We start from the raw sequence: 26781 nt of genomic DNA on the forward strand, positions 1-26781 counted from the left end.
AAGGCGCGCGTTCAGAAGGAAGAGCAACGTGGCTGACACTTACGACCTTATCGTCCTCGGCTCCGGCCCCGGCGGCTATGTCGCGGCGATCCGCGCGAGCCAGCTTGGCCTGAAGGTCGCGATCGTCGAGCGCGAGCGGCTGGGCGGCATCTGCCTCAACTGGGGCTGCATCCCGACCAAGGCACTGCTGCGCTCGGCCGAGGTGTATCACTACATGACCCACGCCGCGCAATACGGCCTGTCGGTCGAAAAGCCCTCGTTCAGCCTGGACAAGGTGGTCGATCGCAGCCGCAAGGTGGCGGGCCAGCTGAACGCGGGCGTCAAGGGCCTGATGAAGAAGAACAAGGTCGCGGTCCATGAGGGCGTCGGTACGATCACCGCCAAGGGCGAGCTGTCGGTCGCCCAGGGCGACAAGACCACCGAACTGACCGCCAAGCACATCATCGTCGCCACCGGGGCGCGTGCCCGCGACCTGCCCTTCGCCAAGGCGGATGGCGAGCGCATCTGGACCTATCGCCATGCGATGGTGCCGCCCGCCATGCCGACCAAGCTGCTGGTCATCGGATCGGGTGCGATCGGCGTCGAGTTCGCCAGCTTCTACAACGACATGGGCGCGGAAGTGACCATCGTCGAGATGCTCGACCGGATCATGCCGGTCGAGGACGCCGAAGTCAGCGAGTTCATGACCAAGCAGCTGACCAAGTTCGGCATGACCATCAAGACCAAGACCGGCCTGGAAAAGCTGGAGGCGACCACATCGGGCGTGAAGGCCGCGATGAAGGGCCCCGACGGCAAGGTCGAGACCGCCGAGTTCAGCCATGCGATCGTCGCCATCGGCATCGTCCCCAACACCGAGAATATCGGCCTGGAGAAGCTGGGCATCACCACCGATCGCGGTCACATCAAGACCGACGGCTATGGCCGCACCAATGTCGACGGCATCTGGGCGATCGGCGACGTGACGGGCGCGCCCTGGCTGGCGCACAAGGCGAGCCATGAGGGCGTGATCGCCGCCGAGGCCATCGCGCAGGCGCTGGGCAACAAGGACGTCCACCCGCACGCGATGGACAAGGGCAACATCCCGGGCTGCACCTATTCGCGTCCGCAGGTCGCCAGCGTCGGCCTGACCGAAGCGAAGGCCAAGGAAGCCGGTTACGAAGTGAAGGTCGGCAAGTTCCCCTTTATCGGCAACGGCAAGGCGATCGCGCTGGGCGAGGCCGAGGGTTTCGTGAAGACCGTGTTCGACGCCAAGACCGGCGAGCTGCTGGGCGCGCACATGGTCGGCGCGGAAGTGACCGAGATGATCCAGGGCTATGTCGTCGCCCGCCAGCTGGAGACGACCGAAGCCGAGCTGATGGAAACGGTGTTCGCGCATCCGACCATCTCGGAATCGATGCACGAGTCGGTGCTGGCCGCCTATGGGCGCGCGCTGCACATCTGATTTTTACGGATCGGATTACGGGTGAGGGGCTCGCTGCGGCGGGCCCCTTTTTTATTGGGGGATGCCCGTGGCCTTCGACTTCGCTCAGGCTGAACGGAGCGAGGGAATGATGCCGCTCCCCAACCCCCGTTCAGCCTGAGCGAAGTCGAAGGCCACGCCCAACCCTCACCCCAATCCGGCGAGCACGGCCTCGCTGTCGCGCAATTCGGCGAAATCCGCCGCCAGCAACCCCATGGTGACATCGAAGATCGCCTCCGCCTCCAGCCCGGCGGAGGGCAGGTCGAAGCCCAGCACCGCATCCGGCACCACCGTCACCGCAAAGCCCAGATCGGAGGCCGCACGCGCCGTCGAATTGACGCAGAACCCCGCCACCGCCCCGACGATGTGGAGATGCGACAACCCCTGTTCGTGCAGATGCGCCGCCAGCGGCGTCGTGGCGAAGGCGGAGGAACTGCGCTTCACGAAGATCGCCTCACCGGGCCGCTCTACCGCACAGGCCATTGGCGGATAGCCCGGCGCGTCGGGGTGCAGCGGCGAGGTCGGGTCGGCTTCGGCATGGCGGATATGGATGACCGGCCGCCCGGCCCCGCGAAACGCCTCGGCCAGCGCCTCGATCCTGGCGGGGGCATCCCCGTTGACGTGCGGACCCCGGCCTCGATCCGGTCGTGCATCGCCTGTTGCATGTCGATGATCACCAAGGCGCTGGTCATACCCACTCGCTCCCCCATCTTCGCTGCACTGTCCCTAATCCACGCGGGGGGCCGGGCAAAGGCGATGGCCGATCGGCCTATCCGGGCCATCCTGCCGCATTCCGCTTGCGAAACGGATGGTTTTGGCCGCATCGGTCGCATCCGCAACAGTTCGACCGGCGAGCCATGACCCGAGCCCTTTCCCACCGCCTGCGCATCGCCATCGCGGCGCTGATCCTGTTCGGGCTGAGCCTGCTGATCTTCGCGCCGGGCTATGTCGAATATGACAGTGTGGGCCAATATGCGCAGGCGCTGACCGGGACATATGACGACTGGCACCCGCCGATCATGGCGCGGCTCTGGTCGCTGTTTCCGGGACAGGGGGCGCGGCCGATGCTGGTCCTGCAACTGGCGACATGGTGGCTGGGGCTGGGGTGCATCGCGGCGGCGATCGTCGACCGGCGGCCGCGCGCGGCGCTGGGCGTGCTGGCGGTCGGACTGGTGCCGCCCTGGCTGGGCTGGCAGGTGGCGATCCTGAAGGACGCGCAGATGACCGGTGCGGCGCTGGCGGCGGTCGGCATCCTCGGCTGGTGGCGATTGCGCGGGCAGCGTGTTCCCGGATGGGGCTGGGCGGCGGCGGGCATGCTGCTCGCCTATGCGGCGCTGGTCCGGGCCAATGCGATCTTCGCCATCGCTCCGCTGGTCGCCTTGCTCGTCGCCGATCGCTGGGGCCGCCGGATCGCGATCACCGTCGCGCTGACGCTGGCGACGCTGGCGGTCGCGCCGCTCGTCAATCACAAGCTCTTCGGCGCGAAGCCCAGCGGCGTCGCGCGATCGCAGGCGCTGTACGATCTGGCCGGAATCGCCGTGCGGGTGCCCTATGACGTGCGGCTGGGTTTCTCTCCGCAGGAAGTCGCCGAAATCCGCGCCAAGGGGTGCGTGAAGCCGTTCTTCTGGGACCCGCTGGGCGAGCCCGCGCGGTGCGGCACCCGGTTGCAGCGGTTCGAGACGATCCCGCCTTCGCGTCTCTACGCCCGGCTCGCCCCCGCCATGCTGCATCATCCGCTCGCCTATGCGGCGCAGCGGCTGGCGCATGTCAATTCGACCTGGCGTCTGTGGGTGCCGCCGCGCTGGCCCAATGCCGTGCCGCCCCAGGGCAGCGAGCCGAACGACTATGGCCTGGGCCATCCGGGGCCCGTCGCGCTGACGTGGCAGCGCATGGCGAGCCCCTGGGTCGACGCGCCGGTCATGTGGCCGATCGTCTGGATCATCCTGGCGGCGGGCGGCCTGGCGGTGACGCGGGGGAGCGGGCTGGCGGGGGCGTTGTTCGGATCGGCGCTGGGGCTGGAGGCCAGCTTCCTGGTCATCAGCGTCGCCTCGGATTTCCGCTATCACCTGTGGCCGGTCATGGCCTGCGCGCTCGGGCTGATCCTGGCCAAGCCGTGGCAGGGCGACCGGCGCATCGTCCGCGCGACGCTGGCGGCGTTGGTCGCGGTGCTGCTGCTCGGCGGCATCGCACGCGCGACCATGGCCGTGCCGCCGCAAAGCTATCAGGGCATGCTGGTCTGAACCCGAAATCCGGTCGGCGGCGTTACCCCGCCGAAAGGAGCCGCAAATGGCCGACGACCACGACCAGATCTATGCCGACTTCAAGGAGGCCGTGAACATGGCCCCCGCCGAACTCGAGAAATTCCTCGACAGTGACGAGTCGAAGGAGGTCGGGCAGAAGAAGGACGGCGCCGACGAAAGCGTGGGGCATGAATCGGGCGGCAAGATCGTCGCGATCAAGCGCAAGAAGAAGGCCGATCTGACCGACGACGACTATGCGCATATGAAGAAGGTCATCGGCTATGTGCACCGGCATCTGAAGCAGGGCGGCCCCGACAAGGATGTCGAGCATTCGCCATGGCGCTATTCGCTGATGAACTGGGGGCATGACCCGCTGAAGGATTGAGATGCCCGGAACGCCGTTCAGCCTGAGCGAAGTCGAAGGCCACGCCTCGTCCTCACCCCACGCCTTCGCCGGGGTGGTGGATGGAGTGGGAGCGACCGGATTCCCTTGGCCTTCGACTTCGCTCAGGCTGAACGGGGGGATGGGGATACCGGCTCCAAGGTGATAGAGATGGAAAAAGGGCCCGGTCTTTCGACCGAGCCCTTCTTTGCCCCCGATGGGAAAATCAGGCCGCGACGTCGTACGGCTTGATCTCGCCCGCCAGATACAGGTTGCGGGCCTTGGCGCGGCTCAGCTTGCCCGAGCTGGTGCGGGGCAGGGTGCGCGGTGGGATCAGTTCGATGACGCAGTTCATGCCGGTCACCGCGCGCACGCGCTCGCGGATCTCGTCGCGCAGGCGGGCGCGCTCCTCGTCGTCCGAGCTGCGGCACTGGACCAGCACGGCGGGGGTTTCCTCGCCGCCGGGCGTCGTGATGGCGAAGGCGGCGATGTCGCCCGCCTTGAAGCCCGGCAGCTGCTCGACCGCCCATTCGATATCCTGCGGCCAGTGGTTGCGGCCGTTGACGATGATCATGTCCTTGGCGCGGCCGACGATGTAGATATAGCCCTTGGACATATAGCCCATGTCGCCGGTGTCGAGCCAGCCATCGACCATGCAGGCTTCGGTCGCGGCCTGGTCGCGGAAATATCCGACCATGACCGACGGTCCCTTGCACCACACCTTGCCGATCGCCCCGTCGGGCAGCGGCGTGCCGTCCTCCTCGCGGATTTCGATCACCATGTCGCGCGCGGGCTTGCCGCAATTGACGATGGCACGGAAACGCTGCGGCCGGTCGGTGCCGCGTGCGCCGCCCGACAGCTGGGTTTCCTCGACCAGTTCGACGCGGATGCCTTCGCCCGGCGGCATGATCGACACCGCCAGCGTCGCCTCGGCCAGACCATAGGAGGGCAGGAAGGCGGTCGCCTGGAAGCCCGCATCGGCAAAGGCGTCGACGAAGGACTGCATGACGTCGGGGCGGATCATGTCCGCGCCATTGCCCGCGATCCGCCAGCGCGACAGGTCGAAACGGTCCGACGCCTTGGTCTGCGATGAGATGCGGCGCGCGCAGATGTCATAGCCGAAGGTCGGCGAATAGCTGACCGAGGTGCCCGGATTGCGGCTGATCATGTCGAGCCACGCCAGCGGGCGACGCGCGAAATCCTCAGTCTTCAGGTAATCGGTCGACACCTGGTTGGCGACCGGCGACAGGAAGCAGCCGACCAGGCCCATGTCGTGATACCAGGGCAGCCACGAGACGCAGCGGTCGCTCTCCTGGATCTTCATGCCATGGCTGTGCGCCGCCAGATTGTTGAGCAGCGCATGGTGGGTGATCGCCACGCCATGCGGAAAGCGGGTCGAGCCGCTGGAATATTGCAGATAGGCGATCGCCTGCGGATCGGCCTTCGGCATCTCCGTCTCGGGCGCCGCGCGCTGGGCGAAGCTGTCCCAGTCGATGCCCTCGCACCCGGCTGCCTCGGCCGCCGCGCCCGCCATCTGGGCAAGCTCGGGCGGGAAGATCAGCATCTTGGGGTCGCAGCTGGCGAGCTGGACGCGCAGCTGCTCGATATAGCTGTCGCGCCCGCCGAACGAAGTCGGCAGCGGCAGCGGCACCGGCCAGGCGCCCGCATAGATCACGCCGAAGAAAAGGGCGGCGAATTCCGGGCCCGTCTCGGCGACCAGCGCGATGCGATCCTCGGGGCGGATGCCGCTGGCGATCAGCCGGCGGGCGCACGCCAGCGCGTCGTCGCGCAGCTCGGAGAAGGGATAGGGACGGGTCAGGACCCCGCGCGCATCGTGGAAGTTCAGACCGCGCGAGCCCGAGGCGGCATAGTCCAGCGCCTCGCCCAGCGTGTCGAAGTCGGCGAAGCGGCGCGGCAGCGCATCTTCGGTCGGCGTCGCGATGATGGCGCGCGCGTCGTCCTGATGGTGCTCGATCGTCATGGCCTTGCCTTCGTTCCTTATGCTCTTGCGTCGTCCGGGCCGCGGGGCCGCGGAGACGAGTATGATTCTTTCGCCGGATGGACGGCGGCTTCCCGCGTTCTAATTCCAGTGTCAGTGTGGCACAAACAAGGCGTGTCTGCCGATCGTCGCCCGCCAAAGCCCCTTGATCCCAAATTGCTGGAGCAGATCGCGCTGCGCTATGTCGAGCGTTTCGCGACGACCGAGGGCAAGCTGGTCGAATATCTGACCCGCAAGCTGCGCGAACGCGGCTGGGCGGGGGAGGATGCGCCCGATCCGCGCGGGCTGGCCGCCAGGATGGTCGAGCTGCGCTATATCGACGACCGCGCCTATGCCGAAATGAAGGCGGCGTCGCTGGCGCGCCGGGGGCTGGGGGCGCGGCGGGTGCGGCAGGCGCTGCAGGCGGCGCGGGTCGGGCCCGAGGATCACGAGGCGATTGCCGGGCAGGTGGCGGAGGCGGCGCGCGACGCCGCGCTGGCCTTTGCCCGGCGGCGGCGAATCGGGCCTTTCGGTGACGGCGAGGCGGATCGCGCGCTTCGCGAGAAGCAGTTCGCGGCGATGCTGCGCGCCGGTCACGACATGGCATTGGCCCGGCAGATCGTGTCGGCGGCGCCCGGCGAGATGATCGACGACCGGGAATATTGATCCAAATTCGGCAAATTTTCCTTCAAGCAAAGAATCTTGGCCGTTTCGTCCCACTCCGGACCAGCAAAAAGTGATCCGCCTCGCATTGCGGGTGCGAACAAAGATGCTAGCAATGCATCCAAGGGTGCGATGATGCTGGATGAAACGCCAAATACAGGGGGCGGCATCGACGGCGAAGCGGCGGATGCGGCCGTAAGGCTGACGGGGGTCGTCAAGTGGTTCGATGTGACGCGCGGCTTCGGCTTCGCGGTCGCGGACGATCGGGCGTACGGGGATGTGCTGCTGCACTTCACCGTGCTTCAGCCGCATGCCCGGCGCAGCCTGCCCGAAGGCGCGCGGGTGGAGATGCTCGCGGTGGAGCGCGGGCGCGGCTATCAGGCGCGCGAGGTGTTGAGCATCGACCTGACCCATGCCGTGCCCGAAATGCCCAAGCGGCCCCGCTCGCCCGACAGGATCGATCCCGAGACGCTGGTCGATGCCGCGGGCGATCCCGAACTGGTCGCGGTCAAATGGTTCAACCGGCTGAAAGGCTATGGCTTTCTGCTGCGCGACCGCGACGGGGCGGATATCTTCGTGCATATGGAGACGCTGCGGCGCGGCGGCCTTATCACGGTCGAGCCGGGACAGCCGCTGGCCGCGCGGATCGTCGATGGGCCCAAGGGGCCGTTGGCGGTGGTGGTGACGGAAAGGATGTAAGGCGTGCGACAGCGGGCTATGGGGGCGGGGCGCGGCATGGCGCTCGCGCTGGGGTTGGCCGCGATCCAGCTGAGCGGCTGTTCGGGCTCAGAACAGGCCAAGACGGCGGATACCCAGCAGGCGCCGAAAGTGCCGGTGACCATCACCACCGCATCGGGCAAGCAGCAGCTGCACGTCGAACAGGCCCGCACCGCCGCCGAGCAGCAGCAGGGGCTGATGTACCGCACCGACCTGAAGCGCGATGACGGCATGTTGTTCGCGCCCTATCCGCCCGAGGGCGGCGGCCCGCGCGAGGCGAGTTTCTGGATGAAGAATACGCCGACCTCGCTCGACATCATCTTCATTCGCGCCGACGGCACCATCGCGCGCATCGCGGAGAATACCACGCCCTTCTCGGAAACCCCCATCCCCTCGGACGAGCCGGTCGCGGCAGTACTGGAACTGGTCGGCGGCCGCGCGGCCGAACTGGGCCTGTCGGAGGGCGATTCGGTGTCCTGGGCGAAATGAGGCCGTTCGGGGCGGGTAACCTCTGAACCACGCCAAGCCACTCCCGAAGATGGGAGGGCAGGGGGCTCACCGAGCCAACCCCTTGCGGCGCTTCTCCCACCCCAAACCCCTCCCCCTGCCGGGCGAAGGGGCTTCATGTGCCCCATGCATGCGGAACGCGGTTGAAGGGCGGCGACAGCCGGGCTACACGGCGCGTCATGGGCATCAACCTCAACCCCTTCACCTGGTGGAACGGCGCCACCATCGGCACCTGGTTCGGTCTGCGCGGCAAGGCGCAGGTGGGCGAGGATGCCCACGGCAATGTCTATTATGAAGGCGGCAGCGACACCGCCGGACGCCCGCGCCGCTGGGTGATCTACAAGGGCTCGAACGATGCCAGCCGGGTTCCGGCGGAATGGTTCAGCTGGCTGCATCATCAGATCGAGGATGTGCCCGACCGCTCGCTGCCGCTGCGTCGCGCGTGGCAGAAGCCGACCCTGCCCAACCAGACCGGCACCGCCATGGCCTATCGCCCGGCCGGTGCGCTCGAAAAGGGTGGCCAGCGCGCCGCCGCGACGGGCGATTACGAAGCCTGGACGCCCGAGGGGTGAAGACGGCTCGCTGGCTGGCTGGCGCTGCGCTGGCGGCCGCGCTGGGCATGGGGGGCTGGTTCGGCTATCACGCCCTGACCCATAAGGACGGGGCGACCGCCGAGGATGCGGCGGTCAGCCAGATCCTGCCCGACCGCCCCGGTGGCGGGTCGGGAATCGAATCGGTCGATGCGGGCCAGGCGAACCTGCCCAGCGGCGGCACGCCGATGGCCGAGCGCGTCGCGGTGGTCGGCCTGCTCAACAAGCGCAACGGCGTTTCGCGCGAGCTGACGTTGAGGCCGGGCCAGGCGATTCGCGTCGGCGACGCGGTCGTGCGCCTGCGCGCCTGCGAAAAGACCGCATCCTGGGAACCCGAACAGCTGACCGGCGCCTTCGTCCAGCTGGACGTGCGCGGGGCCAATCAGCGGTGGCAGCGCGTCTTTTCGGGATGGCTGTACAAGGAACGCCCGGCGCTGAACGTCGTGCAGCACCCGGTCTATGACGTCTGGGCCAAGAGCTGCACGATGTCCTGGCCCGAAACCGGCCCGGAGACGGTGCCCGCCGCCTCGTCCGGCGCGGCGCCCAGGCGGTCGAGCGCGGCGAAGTCGCCCGCCGCCGACACGCCCGAGGCGGAGGCGCCCGGCGCGACCACCCCGGCCAACGCATCGGACAGCAGCGCGACATAATCGTCGCGCCCGATCTCGACCGCGCCCATGGTCGACAGATGCGGCGTCTGGAACTGGCAGTCGAGCAGGCTGTACCCCCCGGCGCGCAGCCGCGCGACCAGCCAGACCATCGCGACCTTGGACGCGTCGGTCCGGCGGCTGACCATCGATTCGCCGAAAAAGGCGCGGCCCAGCCCCAGGCCGTACAGCCCGCCGACCAGCTCTTCGCCGTCCCAGCATTCGATCGAATGGGCAAAGCCCATGTCGAACAGGTCGATGAAGACCCGCTCGATCGCGTAATTGATCCAGGTCTCGGGCCGGTCGGGCACGCTTTCGGCGCACATCCGGATGATCGATTCGAACGCGGTGTCGGCGGTCACGCGGAACCGGTCGGCGGCGACCGTCTTGCGCAGCGAGCGCGACAAGTGAAAGCCGTCGAGCGGCAGGATCGCGCGCTTGCGGGGCTCGACCCAATAGACATGGTCGGCCTCGCGCGTGTCGGCCATGGGGAACACCCCCACGGCATAGGCGCCCAGCACAAGATGGGGAGTCAGCCGCTCGACCGGGCCCGGCTGATCCCGCCGGCTCATTTGCCCGACAGCCGCCGTTCGACCGCCCGCCACAGCGTCGCATAGGCCTGCGCCGCCGCACTGCGCGGGGCGAAGGCGCCGATGGGAGCGCGGTGCTCGCCCATCGCTTCGACCAGGCTGGCCATGGGGATGGCGGGCCAGTCGGGCTGGGCGGTGACGGCCTCCGCATGAAGGCGGCGGCGGCGGTCGACCATGACATGGACCGGCAGGATCGGCACGCGGCCCCGGACATGGCTGTCCACCACCTCCAGCGCGCGGGTCGACAGCGCGGAGGGGACCACCGGCACCACGATCAGGTCGACCGCGCGCAGCACCTGGTCGGTCGTTTCGGTCAGCCCCGGCGGGCAGTCGAGCAGCACCCGGTCATAGCCATCCAGCCCGTCGATCAGCTTGCCCAGCCGCTTCTTCTTGTCGAGCTGGTGGAACAGCAGGTCGAGCCCGCGCAACGAGGTGTCGGCGCCGATCAGCGACAGGTTGGGCGTGTCGGTCCGGCGCACCAGCCGTTCGACCGCGACGTCGCGCGAAAAGATCGCCTGCGCCTGATCGCCGGGGGCCGGGCCGCCCAGTAGCCAGGTCGACGCGGCCTGCGGATCGAGATCCCATAACAGCGTGCGGCGCGCGCATTGGGTCGCCGCGCACCAGGCCAGGTTGACCGCCATGCTGGTCTTACCCACGCCGCCCTTCATGCTGTAGATCGCGATCGCCGCCACGATTCGTCCCCCGACCTCCCGAGCCTGCCCCAAGAAAAAGGCCGACGAGGTATCCCCGCCGGCCCGATTTCGATCAAGTCCCTATCGTCCGATTGCGGAACGATGGAGAAAGACGTCTTAGACGTGGCAGCTCTGCGCAGCCTTTTTCGGGGTGGTCAGGGTGATGGTCTTCTCGTCACCCGTCAGGCGCCAGCCGCCCTCGGCGGTCAGCGGCTCACCGGCGGCCGGAGCCTTCAGCACGACCGGCGTCTCGCCTTCCTTCAGGCGGACATTGGCCTGCTTGTCACCCTGGAAGAAGGTGACGTAGGCCAGGCTCTGGTCCTTGCAGCGGAAGGTCTTTTCGGCCTTGATCGCGGGCGGCAGTTCGACCGGCGCGCGGTTGGCCAGGACATTGGCCATGGGATCGGGGTTGGTGTCGACCACCTCGGGCTGGCTGGGCTTGGAATTGCACGCTGCCAGGGCGAGCAGCGGTGCGGCGACGATGAGGGGGAGAAGGCTCTTCATAGCGAGGCGTTGCTTCGCAAATGCAGCAATGCCCCGTCAAGCGCGCAGATGGCTGTCAGGATCGAAATGTCCGGCCTCCGCATGCGCCGCCGCGTCCTCCGCGCCCCGCGACCCGGCCTCGCGCTTGGGGCTTCCCAAGCAAGGCTTTGCTTGCCGAGCGGCGGGGCAGGGGCCATCTAGCGGGCATGGATGCAACACCCGACACGCTGGCCCTGATCGGCAACACCCCGCTCGTCCGTCTGAAGGGGCCGAGCGAGGCCACCGGCTGCGACATTTACGGCAAATGCGAATTCGCCAATCCGGGCGCCAGCGTGAAGGACCGCGCCGCGCTGTTCATCGTCGAGGATGCCGAGGCGCGCGGGGCGCTGCGCCCCGGCGGCACGATCGTCGAGGGGACGGCGGGCAATACCGGCATCGGGCTGGCGCTGGTCGCCAATGCCAAGGGCTATCGCACGATCATCGTGATGCCCGAGACGCAGAGCCGCGAGAAGATGGACACGCTGCGCGCGCTGGGGGCCGAACTGGTCCTGGTGCCCGCCGCGCCCTATTCCAGCCCCTGTCACTTCGTCCACACCTCGCGCCGGATCGCCGAGGAGACGGACAATGCCATCTGGGCCAACCAGTTCGACAATATCGCCAATCGCCGCGCGCATATCGTCGGCACCGCCGAGGAGATCTGGACCCAGCTGGACGGGCGGATCGACGGCTTCACCTGCGCGGCGGGCACGGGTGGTACGCTGGCGGGCGTCGGCATGGGGTTGAAGGCGCATGACGAGTCGGTCGTCATCGCGCTCAGCGACCCGCACGGCGCGGCGCTCTACGACTATTATGCGCATGGCGAGCTGAAGTCCGAAGGCTCGTCGGTCGCCGAGGGGATCGGGCAGGGGCGGATCACCGCCAATCTTGACGGCGCGCCGATCGACACGCAATTTCGCATTTCCGACGCGGAAGGCTGGTACTGGGTGCAGCGGCTCCTGAGCGAGGAAGGGCTGTGCCTGGGCCTGTCGTCGGGCATCAATGTCGGCGGCGCGGTGGCGCTGGCCAAGGCATTGGGGCCGGGCAAGCGTATCGCAACCATTTTGTGCGATACGGGGTTTCGCTACCTCTCCACGCTCCATAATCCGGCGTGGCGGGCGGAGAAGGGTCTTTAAATCCGGGACGGTGGGGCCGTTCCGGTGGTAGAGGTCGACATCGGTGCAGGCGCAGGATAGTTACACCCACTTCATGAAGTCACCCGACCACCATCATATCATGCAACGTGTGAAGGTCGGTATGATCGGCCTGGCGGCGGTCATCCTGTTGATCGCCATCGCCAGCACCATCCTGGGATCGCTGAATCGCGACAATCCGCCGGTTGAGACGGCCGGGGCGGCGCAAAGCAACATGGTGGCCGACATGGCCGTGGCGAACGCGGCCGCCCCCAGCAGCGAACCGCTGGCCGAACTCGGCGTCGCGCCCGCCCCCGTCAACGCCCAGTCGCCCGCCGAACCCGCCCGCTGATCCGCGACACCGGCCTGGACCCGGTCCCGTCATAGCGGGGCGGTGCGGTCCGACGCCTGATTGCGTCGATTGATTCGAATCAAGACCGATTCGGGCGTGCTTCGACCCATGACCCGGCTCGGCCGTCGCGCCCCGCGGCCTTTCTCGCCACCTCCCGACGCCGTTTGGCGATGAGGGGAATCCTTCGGGGAAATCCGGGGATCGGTGCTTCGCGCGCCCGTTTTTCGGCACTTTTCCGCCAGTTCGCCGATGCGCTCCCTCCCGCGCCGCGCCCAGCCGTTCGTCGCATATACAGCGATTTAGGAGCCGTTTCCCCGATCATCCCCAAAAATCCCGTTGCCACCCGTTGACGCTATAGGTAAACCCATTCCCAACAGAGGGGCAGGCTCATCATTGTCCAGCAATGGGTCGGAGCGCGGCATCGGCCGGGTTTCGAAGATGTGAGGCCGTGCGCGCCATGTGCGAGGTTGGCGTGTCCGAAAGGGGTTTGTATCAGGGAAGTGGCATTGGCCTTGTCGACGACAAGGGCCGCGTGGCCATCCCCAACGCCCTTCGTTCCACCCTGGCTCAGAACGCGCCGCGCCCCGATGGAAAGGACGGCGGGACCATCATCATCGCCGTACACGAAACCGAACGTTGTCTGATCGCTTATGACCCGGGTTATGTCGCGGTGCTGAAGAAGGAACTGGACGCGCGCACCGAGATGTCGCGCGGGCCCGACGGCCGCATCGACTATAACATCAAGCGCGATCTGGCGAATGGCGAGGCCGTGCCCTTTGACGGGTCGGGCCGTTTCATCATGCCGGGCTTTCCCCGTTTCCATGCCGGGATCACCGGCCATGCCTTTTTCTGGGGCACGTTCGACTATATCGAAATCTGGGACCCCAGGACGCTGGTCGAGACGCCGGGTCTGCCGCCCAAGATGATCTCGGCCGCGCGCTATCACTGCCAGGAAAAGGGGATCGCGCTGTGAGCGATCCCGTGACCATGCCCGCCGACGCCCCGCACATCCCTGTCCTGCTGGACGAGGTGCTGGACGCGCTCGCCATCCATCCAGGCGAGACGCATGTCGACGGCACGTTCGGCGCGGGCGGCTATACGCGTGCGATGCTGGGCCGGGGGGCGAAGGTCGTCGCCTTCGACCGCGATCCCGACGCGATCGCCAACGGCCAGGCGCTGGTCGCGGCCGCGCCGGGGCTGACGCTGATCCACCGGGAATTTTCTCGCCTGGATCAGGAACTCGATACCCGCGTTGATGGCGTGGTGCTCGATATCGGGGTGTCCTCGATGCAACTCGACCAGGCGGAACGCGGCTTTTCGTTCCAGGGGGACGGGCCGCTCGACATGCGCATGGCGCAGGAGGGGGAGTCGGCCGCCGATTTCCTCAACACCGCCGATGAGGCCGCGATCGCCGACGTCCTCTATCATTATGGCGAGGAACCGCGTTCGCGCCGCGTCGCGCAGGCGATCGTCGCCGCACGCCCGCTGACCCGCACCGGCGAACTGGCCGCCGTGGTCCGCCGCGCCTTGGGCTATCGCCCGCATGACAAGAAGGACCCGGCAACCCGGACCTTCCAGGCGATCCGCATCCATGTGAACCGCGAACTGGACGAACTGGCCGAGGGACTGGCGGCGGCGGAGCGCGCGCTGAAGCCGGGCGGGCGGCTGGTGGTCGTCACCTTCCACAGCCTGGAAGACCGCATGGTCAAGCGCTTCTTCCGCGAGCGCGCCGGTCAGATGCCGGGCGGGTCGCGTCACCTGCCGCAACAGGCCGCCGCCGCCGCGCCCAGCTTTGCCCAGGTCGGCAAGGCGGTGCGCGCGGGCGAGGCGGAGCTGGCCCGCAATCCGCGCGCGCGTTCGGCGACGCTGCGCTTTGCGACGCGGACCGAGTCCCCCGCCTGGTCGGCGGGATCGAATGGATTGCCGGGGGGCGAGTTGAATCAGGAGTTGGGCGTATGACGGCGGCGTATCGGTTGAAGGGGATCGGGTGGTTCGGGAGCTGCGTCGCGGTGGTCCTGGGCTTTTACCTGGTCTCGCTCCAGGTCGCGTCGGAGCGCAAGAAGCTGGACGACGTCAACGCCCGCATCGCCGCCGCGCAGCGCGACATCCGCGCGCTGGAGACCGAGTTCGACACCCGCGCCAACCTGGTCCAGCTGGAAAAGTGGAATGGCGACACGCTGGCGCTGACCGCGCCGGTCGCGGGGCAGTTCGTGGGTGACGAGTCGCAGCTCGCCTCGCTCGACGTGACGCAGGGGCCCGCCGCCGGTGCGATCCAGACCGCCGCGCTGCTCGTCCCCTCGCAGCCCCAGCCCGCTCCGGTTGCCCAGCCGGACGCGCCGGTCTCCGCCCCCGCCGCCGCCAAGCCCATCGCGCCCGCTCCCGTCGTCCGGCTCGCCAAGGTCGAGCTGCCCAAGGCCCAGATCGTCAAGGCCGTGTCCGAGCGTGTCGTCGCGACCAAGGGCGCCAAGCCCGCGCCGATCGCGACCGTGCGCACCGCTGCCGCCGTCGCGAAGGTCCGGCCGCAGGCGGTGGCGATGCTCGACCGCCAGCTGCTGTCCGACACGACGCTGGGCGACATTCTGAAGGGGGCCAAGTCCGAATCGCGGCGGCCGCGTTGAGCGTACTCGTCGCACGTCCCACCGGCACGCAGCGTACCGCCGGCCAGCGCCATGCGCTGGTCGCGACGACGCATATGCGGCTGATGATGCTGATGATGCTGTTCGGCGCGGCGGTGCTCGTCGTGATCGGGCGGCTGATGATGCTGGCAATCTTCGCCGGTCCGGCCGACGCGGCGGCGCGCACCGCGACGCTGGCCGCGCGCGGCGACATCGTCGACCGCAACGGCGCGCCGCTCGCGCGCACGATCGACAGCTGGACGATCGCGGTCCATCCCAAGAAGCTGATCGGTGATCCGATGGAGATCGCCGCGCGCCTCGCCGCGCTGATGCCCGATCGCGGCGATCAGGCCTGGTTCTACAACCAGCTGACCCGCAAGGCGAATTTCGTCTATCTGCAACGCCGCGCCAGCCCCACGCTGGTCGAGCAGGTGAATGCGATCGGCGAGCCGGGGCTGGTCTTCGACCGAGAGACGCAGCGCCTCTATCCGCAATCCAACCTGGCGGCGCACGCGCTGGGCTTCCTGTCGACCGACGGGCACGGCATGAGCGGCATGGAGCGCGTCCTCGACCAGCGGCTGCTCGACCCGGCCCAGGCGGGCAAGCCGGTCGCGCTGTCGATCGACACGCGCGTCCAGGCGGCGATGGAGAGCGAGCTGGGCCGCGCCATGACGACCTTCTCGGCGCGCGGTGGCGGCGGCATCGTGCTCGACGTGGCGACGGGCGAGGTGATCGCGATGGTCTCGCTGCCGACCTTCAATCCCAATCGGGTCGGCATGGCGGGGTCCGAACAGCTGCGCAACATCACGACGCAGAGCGTGTTCGAGCTGGGTTCGACCTTCAAGCCGATCACCATGGCGACCGCGATGGAGAATGGCGTCGTCACCTCCATGGCGCGGCGCTTCGACGCGACCCATCCGCTCAAGGTCGGCGGCTATACCATCCATGACGAGGCGGGCGATCCGAAGCGCTGGCTGAACATGGCCGAGACGCTGATCTATTCCTCCAACATCGCCACCGCGCGCGTCGCCGACGAGATCGGGCCGCAGCGGATGCAGGCGATGTTCAAGAAGCTGGGCTTCGATACCAAGCCCGATATCGAGCTGCGCGAAAAGGGCCGTCCGCTGCTCCCCACCTATTGGGCGCGGACGACGACGATGACGACCGCCTATGGCCATGGCATTGCGGTGACGCCGCTGCACCTCGCCTCGGCCTATGCCGCGCTGGTCAATGGGGGCATCTGGCGGCCCGCGACGCTGTTGAAGGTGGCGCCCGGCCATGCGCCCGAGGGACGCCGCGTGTTGAGCGAGGCGACGAGCGCGCGGATGCGCCAGATGCTGCGGCTGGTCGTGATGCGCGGCACGGGGCGCAAGGGCGATGCGCCGGGCTATCGCGTCGGGGGCAAGACTGGTACGGCCGAGGCGGCGGTGGCGGGCGGTTATGACCGTTCGCGCAACGTGGCGACGTTTGCGGCGGCCTTTCCGATGGATGCGCCGCGCTATGTCGTGCTGGCGATGCTCGACTCGCCAAAGGGGACGAAGGAGACGTTCGGGTGGAAGACCGCAGCCTGGAACGCCGCGCCGGTGGTCGGGCGGACGATCACGCGGGTCGGTGCGATGCTGGGCGTCGTGCCGGACGCCAACAAGGATGTGGACGTGTCGGACATTCTGCCGACCCTGTGGCAGGACCCCAAGGCGCCGCCCGTGGATGGACGATGAGGCGCGCGGCATGAAGCTGAACCAACTGGACCATGACATCACGGGCGAGGGCGGCGACGCCCTCGTCTCCGGTTTCGCGATCGACCATCGCAAGGTCGCGCCGGGCACGATCTTCGGCGCGTTCCAGGGCGCGCGGGTGAACGGCGAGGATTTCATCGCCGATGCGGTGCGCAGCGGCGCGGTGGCGGTCGTCGCCCGGCCGGGCGTGCGGGTGGAGGGGGCGGTGCACATCGCCTCCGACGAACCGCGCGCGGCCTTTGCCCGGCTGGCGGCGGCGTTCTTCGCACCCTTCCCGGCGACCGCGGTGGCGGTGACCGGCACCAACGGCAAGACCTCGACGGTCGAGATGACGCGCCAGCTCTGGCGGATGGCGGGGCATCACGCCGCCTCGATCGGCACGCTGGGCGTGACCACCGCCGACGAGCGGACCTATACCGGCCTCACCACGCCCGACGTCGTGACCTTCCTGTCCAATGTTGCGGGGCTGGCGCGTGAGGGCGTGACCCATCTGGCGTTCGAGGCGTCGAGCCACGGCCTGACCCAGTATCGGACCGAGGGGCTGGAGGTGTCGGCGGCGGCCTTCACCAATTTGTCGCGCGACCATCTCGACTATCATGGCGACATGGGGGCCTATCTGGCGGCCAAGATGCGGCTGTTCTCCGAGGTGCTGTCGCCCGAGGGCACGGCGGTCGTGTGGGCCGATGACGTGGAAAGCGGCCGGGTGATCGACCTGGCGCGCGCGCGCGGCAATAGGCTGGTGACGGTCGGCACGCGCGGATCGACGCTGAAGCTGGTCGAGCGGCATCCGACCCTGCTGGGCCAGGGGCTGATGATCGAGGATGAACAGGGCGCGGTGCACAAGGTGCAGCTGCCGCTGATCGGGGCCTACCAAGCCGCCAATGCGCTGGTCTCGGCTGGCCTGGTCATCGCGACTGGCGGCGACGTCGCGCGGACGGTCGCCGATCTGGCCCGGTTGCAGCCGGTGCGCGGGCGGCTGGAACGCGCCGCCATCGCGCGCAGCGGCGCGCCGGTCTATGTCGACTATGCCCATACCCCCGATGCGCTGGAGGCGGCGATCGCGGCGCTCAAGCCGCATGCGGGCGGACGCCTGATCGTGGTGTTCGGCGCAGGGGGCGACCGCGATCCGGGCAAGCGCGAGGTGATGGGACAGGTCGCCTCGCTGCATGCCGACCGGGTGATCGTGACCGACGACAATCCCCGGACCGAGGACCCCGCCGCGATCCGCGCGCAGGTGATGCGCGGCGCGACCGGCGCGATCGAGATCGGCGACCGGCGCGAGGCCATCGCCGCCGCCATCGCCGAGGCGGGCGAGCAGGATATCGTGCTGATCGCGGGCAAGGGCCATGAACAGGGCCAGATCGTCGGCGACCTCGTCCTGCCCTTCGACGATGTGTCGGTGGCGCGGGAGTGCGCGGCATGACGTCCCAGGCCCCCACCAAGACGCCGCCGGTCGACAAGGCCGATTCCGTGCAGCCGGACGCGCCCGCACGCGTGCGCCCCAAGCTGTCGCTGCATTATGGTGCCAAGACGCCCGAGGAGCGCAAATGACCCTGTGGACCGCGCAGGAGATCGCGGCGGCGACCGGCGGGCAGGCATCGGGCGATTTCGCCGTGTCGGGTGTCGCCTTCGACAGTCGCGAGGTCGGGCCGGGCGATCTGTTCGTCGCGATGGCGGGCGAGGCGACCGATGGCCATCGCTTCCTGGACCAGGCCTTTGCGCAGGGCGCGGCGGGCGCGCTGGTCAGCCAGCCGACCGATCATCCGCATGTCCGCGTCGTCGACAGCTTCCACGCGCTGGAGGACCTCGCACGCGCCAGCCGGGCCCGGACCCAGGCAACGATCATCGGCGTCACCGGATCGGTCGGCAAGACCAGCGCGAAGGAAGCGCTCTATGCCGCGCTGGACCGGGGCTGGCGCGGGGCGGTGCACCGTTCGGTCAAGAGCTACAACAACCATACCGGCGTTCCGCTGAGCCTGGCCCGCATGCCGCGGGGCGTCCGCGCGGGCGTGTTCGAGATGGGGATGAACCATGCGGGCGAATTGTCCGCGCTGACCGCGATGGTCCGCCCGCACATCGCCATCGTCACCGCCATCGCGCCCGCACATACCGAATTCTTCCCCGACGAATCCGCCATCGCCGATGCCAAGGGCGAGATCTTCCAGGGGCTCCAGCCCGGCGGCACCGCCATCGTCCCCTATGACAGCCCGCATCGCGATCGCCTGATCGCGGCGGCCAAGCCCTATGCCGACCGGATCGTGACCTTCGGTTTCGATCCCGCCGCCGATGTCCGCGCGGTCGAGGCGATGCGCGGGCCCAATGGCGGCAGCTTCGTCACCGCCCGGCTGGGCGACAAGGAACTGAACTTCACCCTGTCGCAGCCGGGGCAGCATTGGGTGTCCAACGCGCTGGCGGTGCTGGCGGCGGTGGATGCGGCGGGCGGCGATCTGGGGCTGGCGGGGCTTGCGCTGGCCGAGATGGGCGGGCTGGCCGGGCGCGGCGCGCGGTTCCGCATGGCGAACGGCGCGCTGGTGATCGACGAAAGCTACAACGCCAACCCCGCCTCGATGCGCGCCACGCTGGCGGTGCTGGCCGAGGAGCCCGGCCGCCACGTCGCGGTGCTGGGCGAGATGCGCGAGCTGGGCGAGGATTCGGCCGCCTATCATGCGGGCCTGGCCGAGCCGATCCTGGCCGCGCGCGTCGAACGGGCGCTGCTGGTCGGTGAATCGATGGCGTCGCTGGCCGCCGCGCTTGAGGGGCGGGTCGATTTCGTCCATGTGGCCGATGCTAAGGCCGCGCAAGCCGCGCTGGCCTCGATCATCGCGCCCGACGACGTGGTGCTGATCAAGGGTTCCAACGGGGTCGGGCTGTCGCGGGTCGTCGCCGCTCTGGGACGCGAATCTCGACTGGGCGGGGCGCAGGGTTAATGTTGTACTGGATCGCGGAGCATCTGGGTTTTCCGGGGCTTTTCAACCTTATCCGCTATCAGTCCTTTCGCACCGGCGCGACGGTGGCGACCGCGCTGTTCATCGGCCTGATCATCGGCCCGCGCTTCATCGGCTGGCTGCGCGTCCGCCAGGGCAAGGGGCAGCCGATCCGCGCCGACGGGCCGCAGACCCATCTCGCCAAGCGGGGCACGCCGACCATGGGCGGGCTGATGATCCTGACCAGCATGGCGCTGGCGATCATCATCTGGATGAACGTCTTCAACCCCTATGTCTGGGCGTGCCTGTTCGTCACGCTGGGCTTCGGCGCGATTGGGTTCCTCGACGACTATGACAAGGTGCGCAAGGCCTCGACGGCGGGCGTGTCGGGGCGGACCCGGCTGCTGCTGGAATTCGCGATCGCGGGCATCGCGGCATGGATCATCATGGGGCAGAACGGGCCGCACCTGTATCTGCCCTTCACCTCGCGCATGTATATCGACCTCGGCTATTTCTATCCGTTGTTCGCCGCCTTCACGATCGTGGCGTTCGGCAATGCGGTGAACCTGACCGACGGGCTCGACGGCCTCGCCACCATGCCGGTGATCATCGCCAGCGTCGCGTTCATGGTCATCGTCTATCTGGCGGGCAACGCGAAGTTCGCCGACTATCTGGGCATTCCGCATGTGCCGGGCGCGGGCGAGCTGGCGATCTTCTGCGGCGCGGTGGTCGGCGCGGGGCTGGCCTTCCTGTGGTTCAACGCGCCCCCGGCGGCGGTGTTCATGGGCGATACCGGCAGCCTGGCGCTGGGCGGCGCGCTGGGCACCATCGCGGTCGTCGCGCATCACGAGATCGTGCTGGGCATCATCGGCGGCCTGTTCGTGGTCGAAGCGATGTCGGTCATCATCCAGGTCTTCTTCTACAAGCGGACCGGCAAGCGGGTGTTCCGCATGGCGCCGATCCACCATCATTTCGAACAGCTCGGCTGGTCGGAGCCGACGGTCGTGATCCGCTTCTGGATCATCGCCTTCGTGCTGGCGCTGGCGGGCCTGTCGACGTTGAAGCTGCGATGATCGTTTCGCGGGACTGGGCGGGAAAACGTTACGCGGTGCTGGGGCTTGCACGCTCCGGCGCCGCGACCGTTTCGGCGCTGCTGGCGGGCGGGGCGAGGGTCGTGGCGTGGGACAGCGATGCCAACAAGCGCGCGGCCTTCGCATTGGATGACCAGTTGAGCATCGCGCCGCTTGATGACCTTTCAGGTTTCGACGCGCTGGTCGTATCGCCGGGGGTGCCGCTCAACACACATAAGCTGGCCGCCGCCGCGCGCGCAGCGGGCGTGCCGATCATCGGCGACATCGAACTCTTCGCCCAGGCGCGCCGCGAGCTGCCGTCGCACAGGGTCGTCGGCATCACCGGCACCAACGGCAAGTCGACCACCACCGCGCTCGTCCATCACATCCTGAAGACGGCGGGCGTGCCGACCCTGATGGGCGGCAATATCGGCCTGCCGATCCTGGGGCAGGAACCGCTGCCCGAGGGCGGGGTCTATGTGCTGGAGCTGTCCAGCTATCAGATCGACCTGACGACCGGCCTCGATTGCGATGTGGCCGTGCTGCTCAACATCACGCCCGATCATCTCGATCGCTATGACGGCTTCGCGGGCTATGCTGCGTCGAAGGCCCGGCTGTTCGCGATGCAATCGGCCGGGCATGTCGCGGTGGTCGGCACGGGCGACGAGGCGTCGGCCAATATCGCGCAGGGGCTTGCCGGGCGGACCGACGATCTCGTCACCATCGCATCGGACCCGATCGACCAGAGTCGCTGGCCCGCCTTGCAGGGGCCGCACAATGCCCAGAACGCCCGGGCCGCCATCGCCGTCACGCGCGCCCTGGGTATCGCCGAGGATGCGATCGAGGCGGGGCTGGCCAGCTATGCCAGCCTGCCGCACCGGATGCAGCAGGTCGCGACGCGAAACGGCGTGGCCTTCGTCAACGATTCCAAGGCGACCAATCCCGAATCCACCGCGCCCGCGCTCGGGGCTTTTCCGCGCGTGCACTGGATCGTCGGCGGCAAGCGCAAGGGCGACGATCTCGACGCCTGCGCCGCGCATCTGGACCATGTCGTCGCGGCCTATACCATCGGCGAGGCAGCACCGCTGTTCTTCGATCTGTTGAAGGACAAGGTGCCCGTGGTCGAGCAGTCGGGCACGCTGGAAGCGGCGGTCGCGCATGCGGCGGCGGCGGCGCGGCCCGGTGACACGGTGCTGCTGTCGCCTGCCTGCGCCAGTTTCGACCAGTTTCGCGATTATGAAGCGCGGGGCGACGCTTTCCGCGCGGCGGTGGAGGCTCTGGCGTGACCGACCGCGCTCCCAAGCCAGGCCCGCGTCCCGGCCTGATCGGATCGATGAAGGGCCGGGGCGGGCGCGGCGATCGTTCGCCGCTGGGCACTTGGTTCTGGGATATCGACCGGGTGCTGCTGCTGCTCACCCTGTTCCTGATCGCCATCGGCCTGGTCGCGGTCGCGGCCGCCAGCCCGGCGACCGCGATGCGCTATTCGGGCGAGCACCGCAAATTCGCCCCGCTCTATTATTTCTGGCGACAGGTGATGTGGGTCGGCGTCTCGCTGCCCGTGCTGTTCGGCGTCTCGATGCTGCCGGTCGTCACCGCGCGGCGCATGGCGGTGCTGGGGACGGGGATCCTGATCGCGATCCTGGCGGTGACGCCCTTTATCGGGGTGGAGATCAACGGCGCGCGGCGCTGGATCGGCTTCGGCATCGCGCAATTCCAGCCGTCCGAATTCCTGAAGCCGATGTTCATCGTGACGACCGCCTGGCTGTTGTCGCTGAAGGCCAAGGAGCGCGACCTGCCCGCCACGCTCATCACCATGGGGATGACGGGACTGGTCGCGGGCCTGCTGATGCTGCAACCCGATTTCGGGCAGACCATCGTCTTCTGCCTGGTCTGGGTCGCGCTGCTGATGATTTCGGGCACGCCGCTCAAGGTGATGCTGGCGATCGGGGCGATGGCGCCGGTCGGGCTGGTCACCGCCTATATGTTCTACAGCGTGGCGCGGAACCGCATCAACGCCTTCCTCTTCCCCGATGTCGACGGCGAGGGCGCGGCCGACCATTTCCAGGTCAACGCGGCGCACAACACGCTGACCGCGGGCGGCTGGACCGGCACCGGCCCCGGCGGCGGCACGGCCAAGTTCGGCCTGCCCGAAGCGCATACCGACTATATCTTCTCGGTGATCGGCGAGGAGTTCGGGCTGATCGCCTGCTCGATCATCGCGCTGGTCTTCCTGGCGATCGTGGTGCGGGTGTTCGTGAAGCTGCTTGACGAACAGGACGAGTTCAAGCTCTACGCCGCATCGGGCCTTGCCGTGCAGTTCGGCGCGCAGGCGCTGATCTCGATGGCGGTGAATACGGGGCTGGCCCCGTCCAAGGGGATGACCCTGCCGTTCATCAGCTATGGCGGGTCGTCGATGATCGCGCTGTCGATCGGGATGGGGTTGTTGCTGGCATTCACCCGGCGCAATCCGTTCCTGACGCGCAGCCCCTATGTAGTCAGGTGGAGCGGGCAATGAGCCGTCACTTCGTCCTCGCCGCCGGGGGTACCGGCGGCCATATGGTCCCCGCCGCCGCGCTGGCGGCCGAACTGACCCGGCGCGGCCACCGCGTCGCGCTGGTATCGGATGCGCGCGGGGTGCGCTTTCCGGGGCTGTTCGAGGATATCCAGACCCATGTCCTGCCCGCCGGGCGCTTTGCGGGCGGGCCGGTCGGCTGGGCCAAGGCACTGCGTGAGATGTGGCGCGGCCGGGCGATGGCGCGCGAGCTGTACAGCACCTTCCGCCCCGCCGCCGTCATCGGCTTTGGCGGCTATCCGGCGATGCCCGCCCTGCTGGCGGCGTTCGCGGACGGAATCCCCACCGCCATCCACGAGCAGAACGCCGTGCTGGGCCGGGTCAACCGGCTGGTCGCGGGAAAGGTCGATGCGATCGCGCTGTCCTATGAGGATACCCAGCGGCTGAGCGCCAAGCACGCCGCCAAGACCCGGCTGATCGGCAATCCGGTGCGCGACCAGGTTCTGGCGCTGCGGTCGCGGCCCTATCCGCTGCTGGAGGAGGACGGCATCTTCCGCGTCCTCGTCACCGGCGGCAGCCAGGGGGCGAGCATCCTGTCCAAGGTGGTGCCCGATGGCCTGGCCATGCTGCCCGTCACCTTCCGGCGGCGGTTGCAGGTGACGCATCAGGCGCGGATCGAGGATATCGACGCGGTGCGCGCCAAATATGCCGAGCATGAGATTCCGGCCGAACTCGCCACCTATCTGCCCGACCTGCCCGAGCAGCTGGCCTGGGCGCATCTGGTCATCGCGCGGGCAGGGGCCTCGACGCTGGCCGAACTGACGGTCGCGGGTCGCCCGGCGATCCTGGTGCCGCTACCCTCCGCGACCGACGATCACCAGACGGTGAACGCGCGCGAGATGACCAAGGCGGGCGGCGCGCGGACCATCGCGCAGAAGGATTTCACGCCGGTCGAACTGGCCAAGCAGATGCAGAAGCTGGGCCTCGACCCGGCGGCGCTGGAGAATGCGGCGGGGCGGGCGCGCGGCTGTGGTCGACCGCAAGCGGCGAGCGATCTCGCCGATCTGGTCGAAAGCCTCGACGCGCCGCGCATGGTCTTGCCGGTGGGCAAATTGCAAAGGACACGGAATTTGGCAGGGATGGGCGCATGAAGGGCGTCGCCACGGATATCGGCACGATCCACTTCGTCGGCATCGGCGGCATCGGCATGTCGGGCATTGCCGAGGTGATGAAGAATCTCGGCTACCGGGTGCAGGGCTCCGACGTGGCCGAGGGCTATGTGGTGCAGGGGCTGCGGACCAAGGGAATCCCGGTCGCCATCGGGCACGGTGCCGACAATCTGGGCGATGCGGCGGTGGTGGTGACCTCGACCGCGATCACCCGCTCCAACCCCGAGGTCGAAGCCGCGCTGGAACGCCGCATCCCTGTGGTGCGCCGCGCCGAGATGCTCGCCGAGCTGATGCGGCTGAAGTCCACCGTCGCGGTGGCGGGCACGCATGGCAAGACGACGACCACCTCGATGGTCGCGGCGCTGCTCGATGCGGGGGGCGTGGACCCGACCGTCATCAATGGCGGCATCATCAACAGCTATGGCTCGAACGCGCGTCTGGGCGCCAGCGACTGGATGGTGGTCGAGGCGGACGAGAGCGACGGCAGCTTCCTGCGCCTCGACGGCACGATCGCGGTCGTGACCAATATCGATCCCGAGCATCTCGATCATTACGGCTCGTTCGACCGGGTGAAGGACGCGTTCGTCGAGTTTGTCGAGAATGTCCCCTTCTACGGCGCGGCTCTGCTCTGCCTCGACCATCCGGAAGTGCAGAACATCCTGCCGCGCGTGCGCGACCGCCGCGTCGTGACCTATGGCTTCTCGGCGCAGGCGGACGTGCGCGGCGTCAACGTCACACCCATCCCCGGCGGTAACCGGTTCGAGGCGATCATCCGCAACCGCGATGGCTCCAGCCGCTCGATCGAGGGGATCGAGCTGCCCATGCCCGGCCGCCACAATGTCCAGAACGCGCTGGCCGCGATCGGCGTCGCGCTGGAGCTGGGGATCGAGGACGCGACCATCCAGCAGGGCTTCGGCCAGTTCGGCGGCGTGAAGCGGCGCTTCACCAAGGTCGGCGAGATCGCGGTGGACGGTGGCACGGCGACCGTCATCGACGATTACGGCCATCACCCGGTCGAGATCCGCGCGGTGCTGGCCGCCGCGCGGGAAGGCGCGCGGGGGCGCGTGATCGCGGTGGTGCAGCCGCACCGCTTCACCCGGCTCGGCAATCTGATGGAGGAGTTCCAGACCGCCTTCAACGATGCCGACCGCGTGCTGGTGACGCCGGTCTTCGCGGCGGGCGAACAGCCGATCGAGGGCGTCGATGCGCAGGCGCTGGTCGAGGGGCTGAAGCGGCGCGGGCACCGCTCGACCGCCACGGTCGCCGATGCCGATGCGCTCGCCGAGGAACTGGCGGGCTCGATCCGCGCGGACGACATGATCGTCTGCCTGGGGGCGGGCGACATCACGAAATGGGCGGCGGGTCTGGCGAGCGCGATCGAGGCGCGCCGATGACCCTGCCCGATACCGCCGGCCGACTGACCCCCGGAGCGCCGCTGGCGCCGCTGGTGTGGTTCAAGGCGGGCGGAGCGGCCGAATATCTGCTGGAGCCCAGGGACGTCGATGACCTGTCGGCGTTCCTTCGCGCGCTTGCGCCGGACGTGCCGGTGATGGCGCTGGGCCTCGGCTCCAACCTGATCGTGCGCGACGGCGGCGTGCCCGGCGTGGTCGTGCGGCTCGGCAAGCCGTTCAGCTATGCGCGGGCAGGGGAGGGGCACCTCGTCACCTGTGGAGGTGGCACGTCGGGTATCCTCGTCTCGTCCAATGCGCGCGATGCAGGCATTGGCGGGCTGGAATTCCTACGCTCGATCCCCGGCACGGTCGGCGGCTTCGTGCGGATGAACGGTGGGGCCTATGGCCGCGAGGTAGCGGACGTGCTGGTCTCTGCCACGGTCGTTCGTCGCGACGGCACGGTCGAGACGCTGGGTGTCGCCGATCTCGAATACACCTATCGCCACTCCAACCTGACCGACGGCACGGTGGTGGTCGAGGCGGTCTTCCAGGGCCATGCCGCCGAGCCGGACGCGATCCAGGCGGAGATGGACCGCATCGCCGCTGCGCGCGAGGCGTCGCAGCCGCTGCGCTCCAAGACCGGCGGCTCGACCTTCAAGAATCCCGACGGGCACAAGGCCTGGGCGCTGGTCGATGCGGCGGGCTGTCGCGGCCTGACCCTGGGCGATGCGCAGGTGTCGGAGAAGCATTGCAACTTCCTGCTCAACCTCGGCGGCGCCACGGCGGCGGAGATCGAGGCGCTGGGCGAGGAAGTCCGGACCAGGGTGAAGGCCCAGTCGGGGGTTTGCCTCGAATGGGAAATCCAGCGCGTCGGGGTGCCGAAGTGAAGGCCGCCACC

28 protein-coding genes and 1 pseudogene are annotated in these 26781 nt (G+C 68.4%); 24 read left to right on the forward strand and 5 right to left on the reverse strand.

The features are described 5' to 3' along the window. Positions 1-28 precede the first annotated feature (28 nt). A complete protein-coding gene (gene lpdA, locus QE385_RS15525) occupies positions 29-1441 on the forward strand; it encodes a dihydrolipoyl dehydrogenase (protein ID WP_307103355.1) in 1413 nt (470 codons plus the stop codon). A gap of 165 nt (positions 1442-1606) precedes the next feature. Here the strand turns inward: lpdA and QE385_RS15530 are convergent, their stop codons facing one another. Continuing rightward, complete coding sequence (locus QE385_RS15530; protein WP_307104756.1) at positions 1607-2056, reverse strand: isochorismatase family protein; 450 nt, start codon at positions 2054-2056, stop codon at positions 1607-1609. 66 nt (positions 2057-2122) lie between these two features. Here QE385_RS15530 and QE385_RS15535 point away from each other — a divergent pair, with 66 nt between their 5' ends. The 3 genes from QE385_RS15535 to QE385_RS15545 are packed head-to-tail and all read left to right on the forward strand — an operon-like array spanning position 2123 to position 4084. After that, complete coding sequence (locus QE385_RS15535; RefSeq protein ID WP_307103356.1) at positions 2123-2320, forward strand: hypothetical protein; 198 nt, start codon at positions 2123-2125, stop codon at positions 2318-2320. Beyond that, positions 2317-3699: a hypothetical protein gene (locus QE385_RS15540; RefSeq protein WP_307103358.1), complete on the forward strand. Its 1383-nt coding sequence runs from the start codon at positions 2317-2319 to the stop codon at positions 3697-3699. Before QE385_RS15535 ends, QE385_RS15540 begins: the two co-directional genes overlap by 4 nt. Before the next feature lie 46 nt (positions 3700-3745). Next, positions 3746-4084, forward strand: a complete 339-nt coding sequence (locus QE385_RS15545; RefSeq protein ID WP_307103360.1) for a DUF3140 domain-containing protein — start codon at positions 3746-3748, stop codon at positions 4082-4084. 223 nt (positions 4085-4307) lie between these two features. Here the strand turns inward: QE385_RS15545 and QE385_RS15550 are convergent, their stop codons facing one another. Beyond that, complete coding sequence (locus tag QE385_RS15550; RefSeq protein WP_307103361.1) at positions 4308-6062, reverse strand: fatty acyl-AMP ligase; 1755 nt, start codon at positions 6060-6062, stop codon at positions 4308-4310. A 132-nt stretch (positions 6063-6194) separates the two neighbouring features. Here QE385_RS15550 and QE385_RS15555 point away from each other — a divergent pair, with 132 nt between their 5' ends. From QE385_RS15555 to QE385_RS15575, 5 genes and pseudogenes are all read left to right on the forward strand, one after another. Next, complete coding sequence (locus tag QE385_RS15555; RefSeq protein ID WP_307103362.1) at positions 6195-6725, forward strand: regulatory protein RecX; 531 nt, start codon at positions 6195-6197, stop codon at positions 6723-6725. A gap of 132 nt (positions 6726-6857) precedes the next feature. Further along, complete coding sequence (locus QE385_RS15560; protein WP_307103364.1) at positions 6858-7421, forward strand: cold-shock protein; 564 nt, start codon at positions 6858-6860, stop codon at positions 7419-7421. A gap of 36 nt (positions 7422-7457) precedes the next feature. Beyond that, the gene (locus QE385_RS15565; protein ID WP_373424727.1) at positions 7458-7928 is read left to right on the forward strand and encodes a DUF192 domain-containing protein; all 471 of its coding nucleotides are present in this window, start codon (positions 7458-7460) and stop codon (positions 7926-7928) included. Between the two features lie 197 nt (positions 7929-8125). Further along, on the forward strand, positions 8126-8518 hold the full coding sequence (locus QE385_RS15570) for an NADH:ubiquinone oxidoreductase subunit NDUFA12 (protein ID WP_307104758.1): 393 nt from the start codon (positions 8126-8128) through the stop codon (positions 8516-8518). Positions 8519-8724: 206 nt separating this feature from the next. After that, positions 8725-8958: pseudogene (locus QE385_RS15575) on the forward strand (DUF2155 domain-containing protein); the annotation flags it as partial. Between the two features lie 35 nt (positions 8959-8993). Here the strand turns inward: QE385_RS15575 and aat are convergent. From aat to QE385_RS15590, 3 genes are all read right to left on the reverse strand, one after another. Beyond that, positions 8994-9752, reverse strand: coding sequence for a leucyl/phenylalanyl-tRNA--protein transferase (aat, locus tag QE385_RS15580; RefSeq protein WP_307103368.1), 759 nt, complete (start codon positions 9750-9752; stop codon positions 8994-8996). Continuing rightward, positions 9749-10462 carry a ParA family protein gene (locus tag QE385_RS15585; protein ID WP_307103369.1) on the reverse strand — a complete coding sequence of 238 codons (714 nt, stop codon included), beginning with the start codon at positions 10460-10462 and terminating at the stop codon, positions 9749-9751. Before QE385_RS15585 ends, aat begins: the two co-directional genes overlap by 4 nt. Positions 10463-10579: 117 nt before the next feature. Then, positions 10580-10966 carry a hypothetical protein gene (locus tag QE385_RS15590; protein WP_307103371.1) on the reverse strand — a complete coding sequence of 129 codons (387 nt, stop codon included), beginning with the start codon at positions 10964-10966 and terminating at the stop codon, positions 10580-10582. Positions 10967-11151: 185 nt separating this feature from the next. On the opposite strand from QE385_RS15590, the gene QE385_RS15595 reads away from it, so the two are divergent. The 15 genes from QE385_RS15595 (at position 11152) to murB (ending at position 26770) form a co-directional block, all read left to right on the forward strand. Beyond that, positions 11152-12117, forward strand: coding sequence for a cysteine synthase A (locus QE385_RS15595; RefSeq protein ID WP_307103373.1), 966 nt, complete (start codon positions 11152-11154; stop codon positions 12115-12117). Positions 12118-12217: 100 nt separating this feature from the next. Then, entirely contained in the window at positions 12218-12466 is a 249-nt protein-coding gene (locus tag QE385_RS15600; protein WP_307103375.1) for a hypothetical protein, read from the forward strand. Between the two features lie 457 nt (positions 12467-12923). Beyond that, positions 12924-13439, forward strand: coding sequence for a division/cell wall cluster transcriptional repressor MraZ (locus QE385_RS15605; protein ID WP_307104761.1), 516 nt, complete (start codon positions 12924-12926; stop codon positions 13437-13439). Between the two features lie 14 nt (positions 13440-13453). Further along, the gene (rsmH, locus tag QE385_RS15610) at positions 13454-14425 is read left to right on the forward strand and encodes a 16S rRNA (cytosine(1402)-N(4))-methyltransferase RsmH (protein WP_307104763.1); all 972 of its coding nucleotides are present in this window, start codon (positions 13454-13456) and stop codon (positions 14423-14425) included. Then, entirely contained in the window at positions 14422-15084 is a 663-nt protein-coding gene (locus tag QE385_RS15615; RefSeq protein ID WP_307103377.1) for a hypothetical protein, read from the forward strand. Before rsmH ends, QE385_RS15615 begins: the two co-directional genes overlap by 4 nt. Beyond that, positions 15081-16799, forward strand: a complete 1719-nt coding sequence (locus QE385_RS15620; protein ID WP_307103379.1) for a penicillin-binding protein 2 — start codon at positions 15081-15083, stop codon at positions 16797-16799. The genes QE385_RS15615 and QE385_RS15620 overlap by 4 nt, the downstream gene beginning before the upstream one ends. Before the next feature lie 10 nt (positions 16800-16809). Further along, entirely contained in the window at positions 16810-18240 is a 1431-nt protein-coding gene (locus tag QE385_RS15625; protein ID WP_307104765.1) for a UDP-N-acetylmuramoyl-L-alanyl-D-glutamate--2,6-diaminopimelate ligase, read from the forward strand. Then, positions 18237-18368 (forward strand): hypothetical protein, encoded by a 132-nt coding sequence (locus QE385_RS15630; RefSeq protein WP_307103381.1) that lies wholly within the window; start codon positions 18237-18239, stop codon positions 18366-18368. The genes QE385_RS15625 and QE385_RS15630 overlap by 4 nt, the downstream gene beginning before the upstream one ends. Next, on the forward strand, positions 18365-19744 hold the full coding sequence (gene murF / locus QE385_RS15635; RefSeq protein ID WP_307103383.1) for a UDP-N-acetylmuramoyl-tripeptide--D-alanyl-D-alanine ligase: 1380 nt from the start codon (positions 18365-18367) through the stop codon (positions 19742-19744). Before QE385_RS15630 ends, murF begins: the two co-directional genes overlap by 4 nt. Continuing rightward, a complete protein-coding gene (gene mraY, locus QE385_RS15640; RefSeq protein ID WP_307103386.1) occupies positions 19744-20814 on the forward strand; it encodes a phospho-N-acetylmuramoyl-pentapeptide-transferase in 1071 nt (356 codons plus the stop codon). Before murF ends, mraY begins: the two co-directional genes overlap by 1 nt. Further along, positions 20811-22097 carry a UDP-N-acetylmuramoyl-L-alanine--D-glutamate ligase gene (gene murD / locus QE385_RS15645; RefSeq protein WP_307103389.1) on the forward strand — a complete coding sequence of 429 codons (1287 nt, stop codon included), beginning with the start codon at positions 20811-20813 and terminating at the stop codon, positions 22095-22097. The genes mraY and murD overlap by 4 nt, the downstream gene beginning before the upstream one ends. 47 nt (positions 22098-22144) lie before the next feature. Further along, on the forward strand, positions 22145-23326 hold the full coding sequence (locus QE385_RS15650; protein ID WP_307104767.1) for an FtsW/RodA/SpoVE family cell cycle protein: 1182 nt from the start codon (positions 22145-22147) through the stop codon (positions 23324-23326). Beyond that, positions 23323-24474, forward strand: coding sequence for an undecaprenyldiphospho-muramoylpentapeptide beta-N-acetylglucosaminyltransferase (gene murG / locus QE385_RS15655; protein ID WP_307103391.1), 1152 nt, complete (start codon positions 23323-23325; stop codon positions 24472-24474). Before QE385_RS15650 ends, murG begins: the two co-directional genes overlap by 4 nt. Next, positions 24471-25886 (forward strand): UDP-N-acetylmuramate--L-alanine ligase, encoded by a 1416-nt coding sequence (murC, locus tag QE385_RS15660; RefSeq protein WP_307103393.1) that lies wholly within the window; start codon positions 24471-24473, stop codon positions 25884-25886. The genes murG and murC overlap by 4 nt, the downstream gene beginning before the upstream one ends. Beyond that, positions 25883-26770 carry a UDP-N-acetylmuramate dehydrogenase gene (gene murB, locus QE385_RS15665; protein ID WP_307103395.1) on the forward strand — a complete coding sequence of 296 codons (888 nt, stop codon included), beginning with the start codon at positions 25883-25885 and terminating at the stop codon, positions 26768-26770. Before murC ends, murB begins: the two co-directional genes overlap by 4 nt. Positions 26771-26781: the final 11 nt, after the last annotated feature.

The organism is Sphingomonas sp. SORGH_AS_0950, assembly GCF_030818415.1.
GTDB lineage: Bacteria > Pseudomonadota > Alphaproteobacteria > Sphingomonadales > Sphingomonadaceae > Sphingomonas.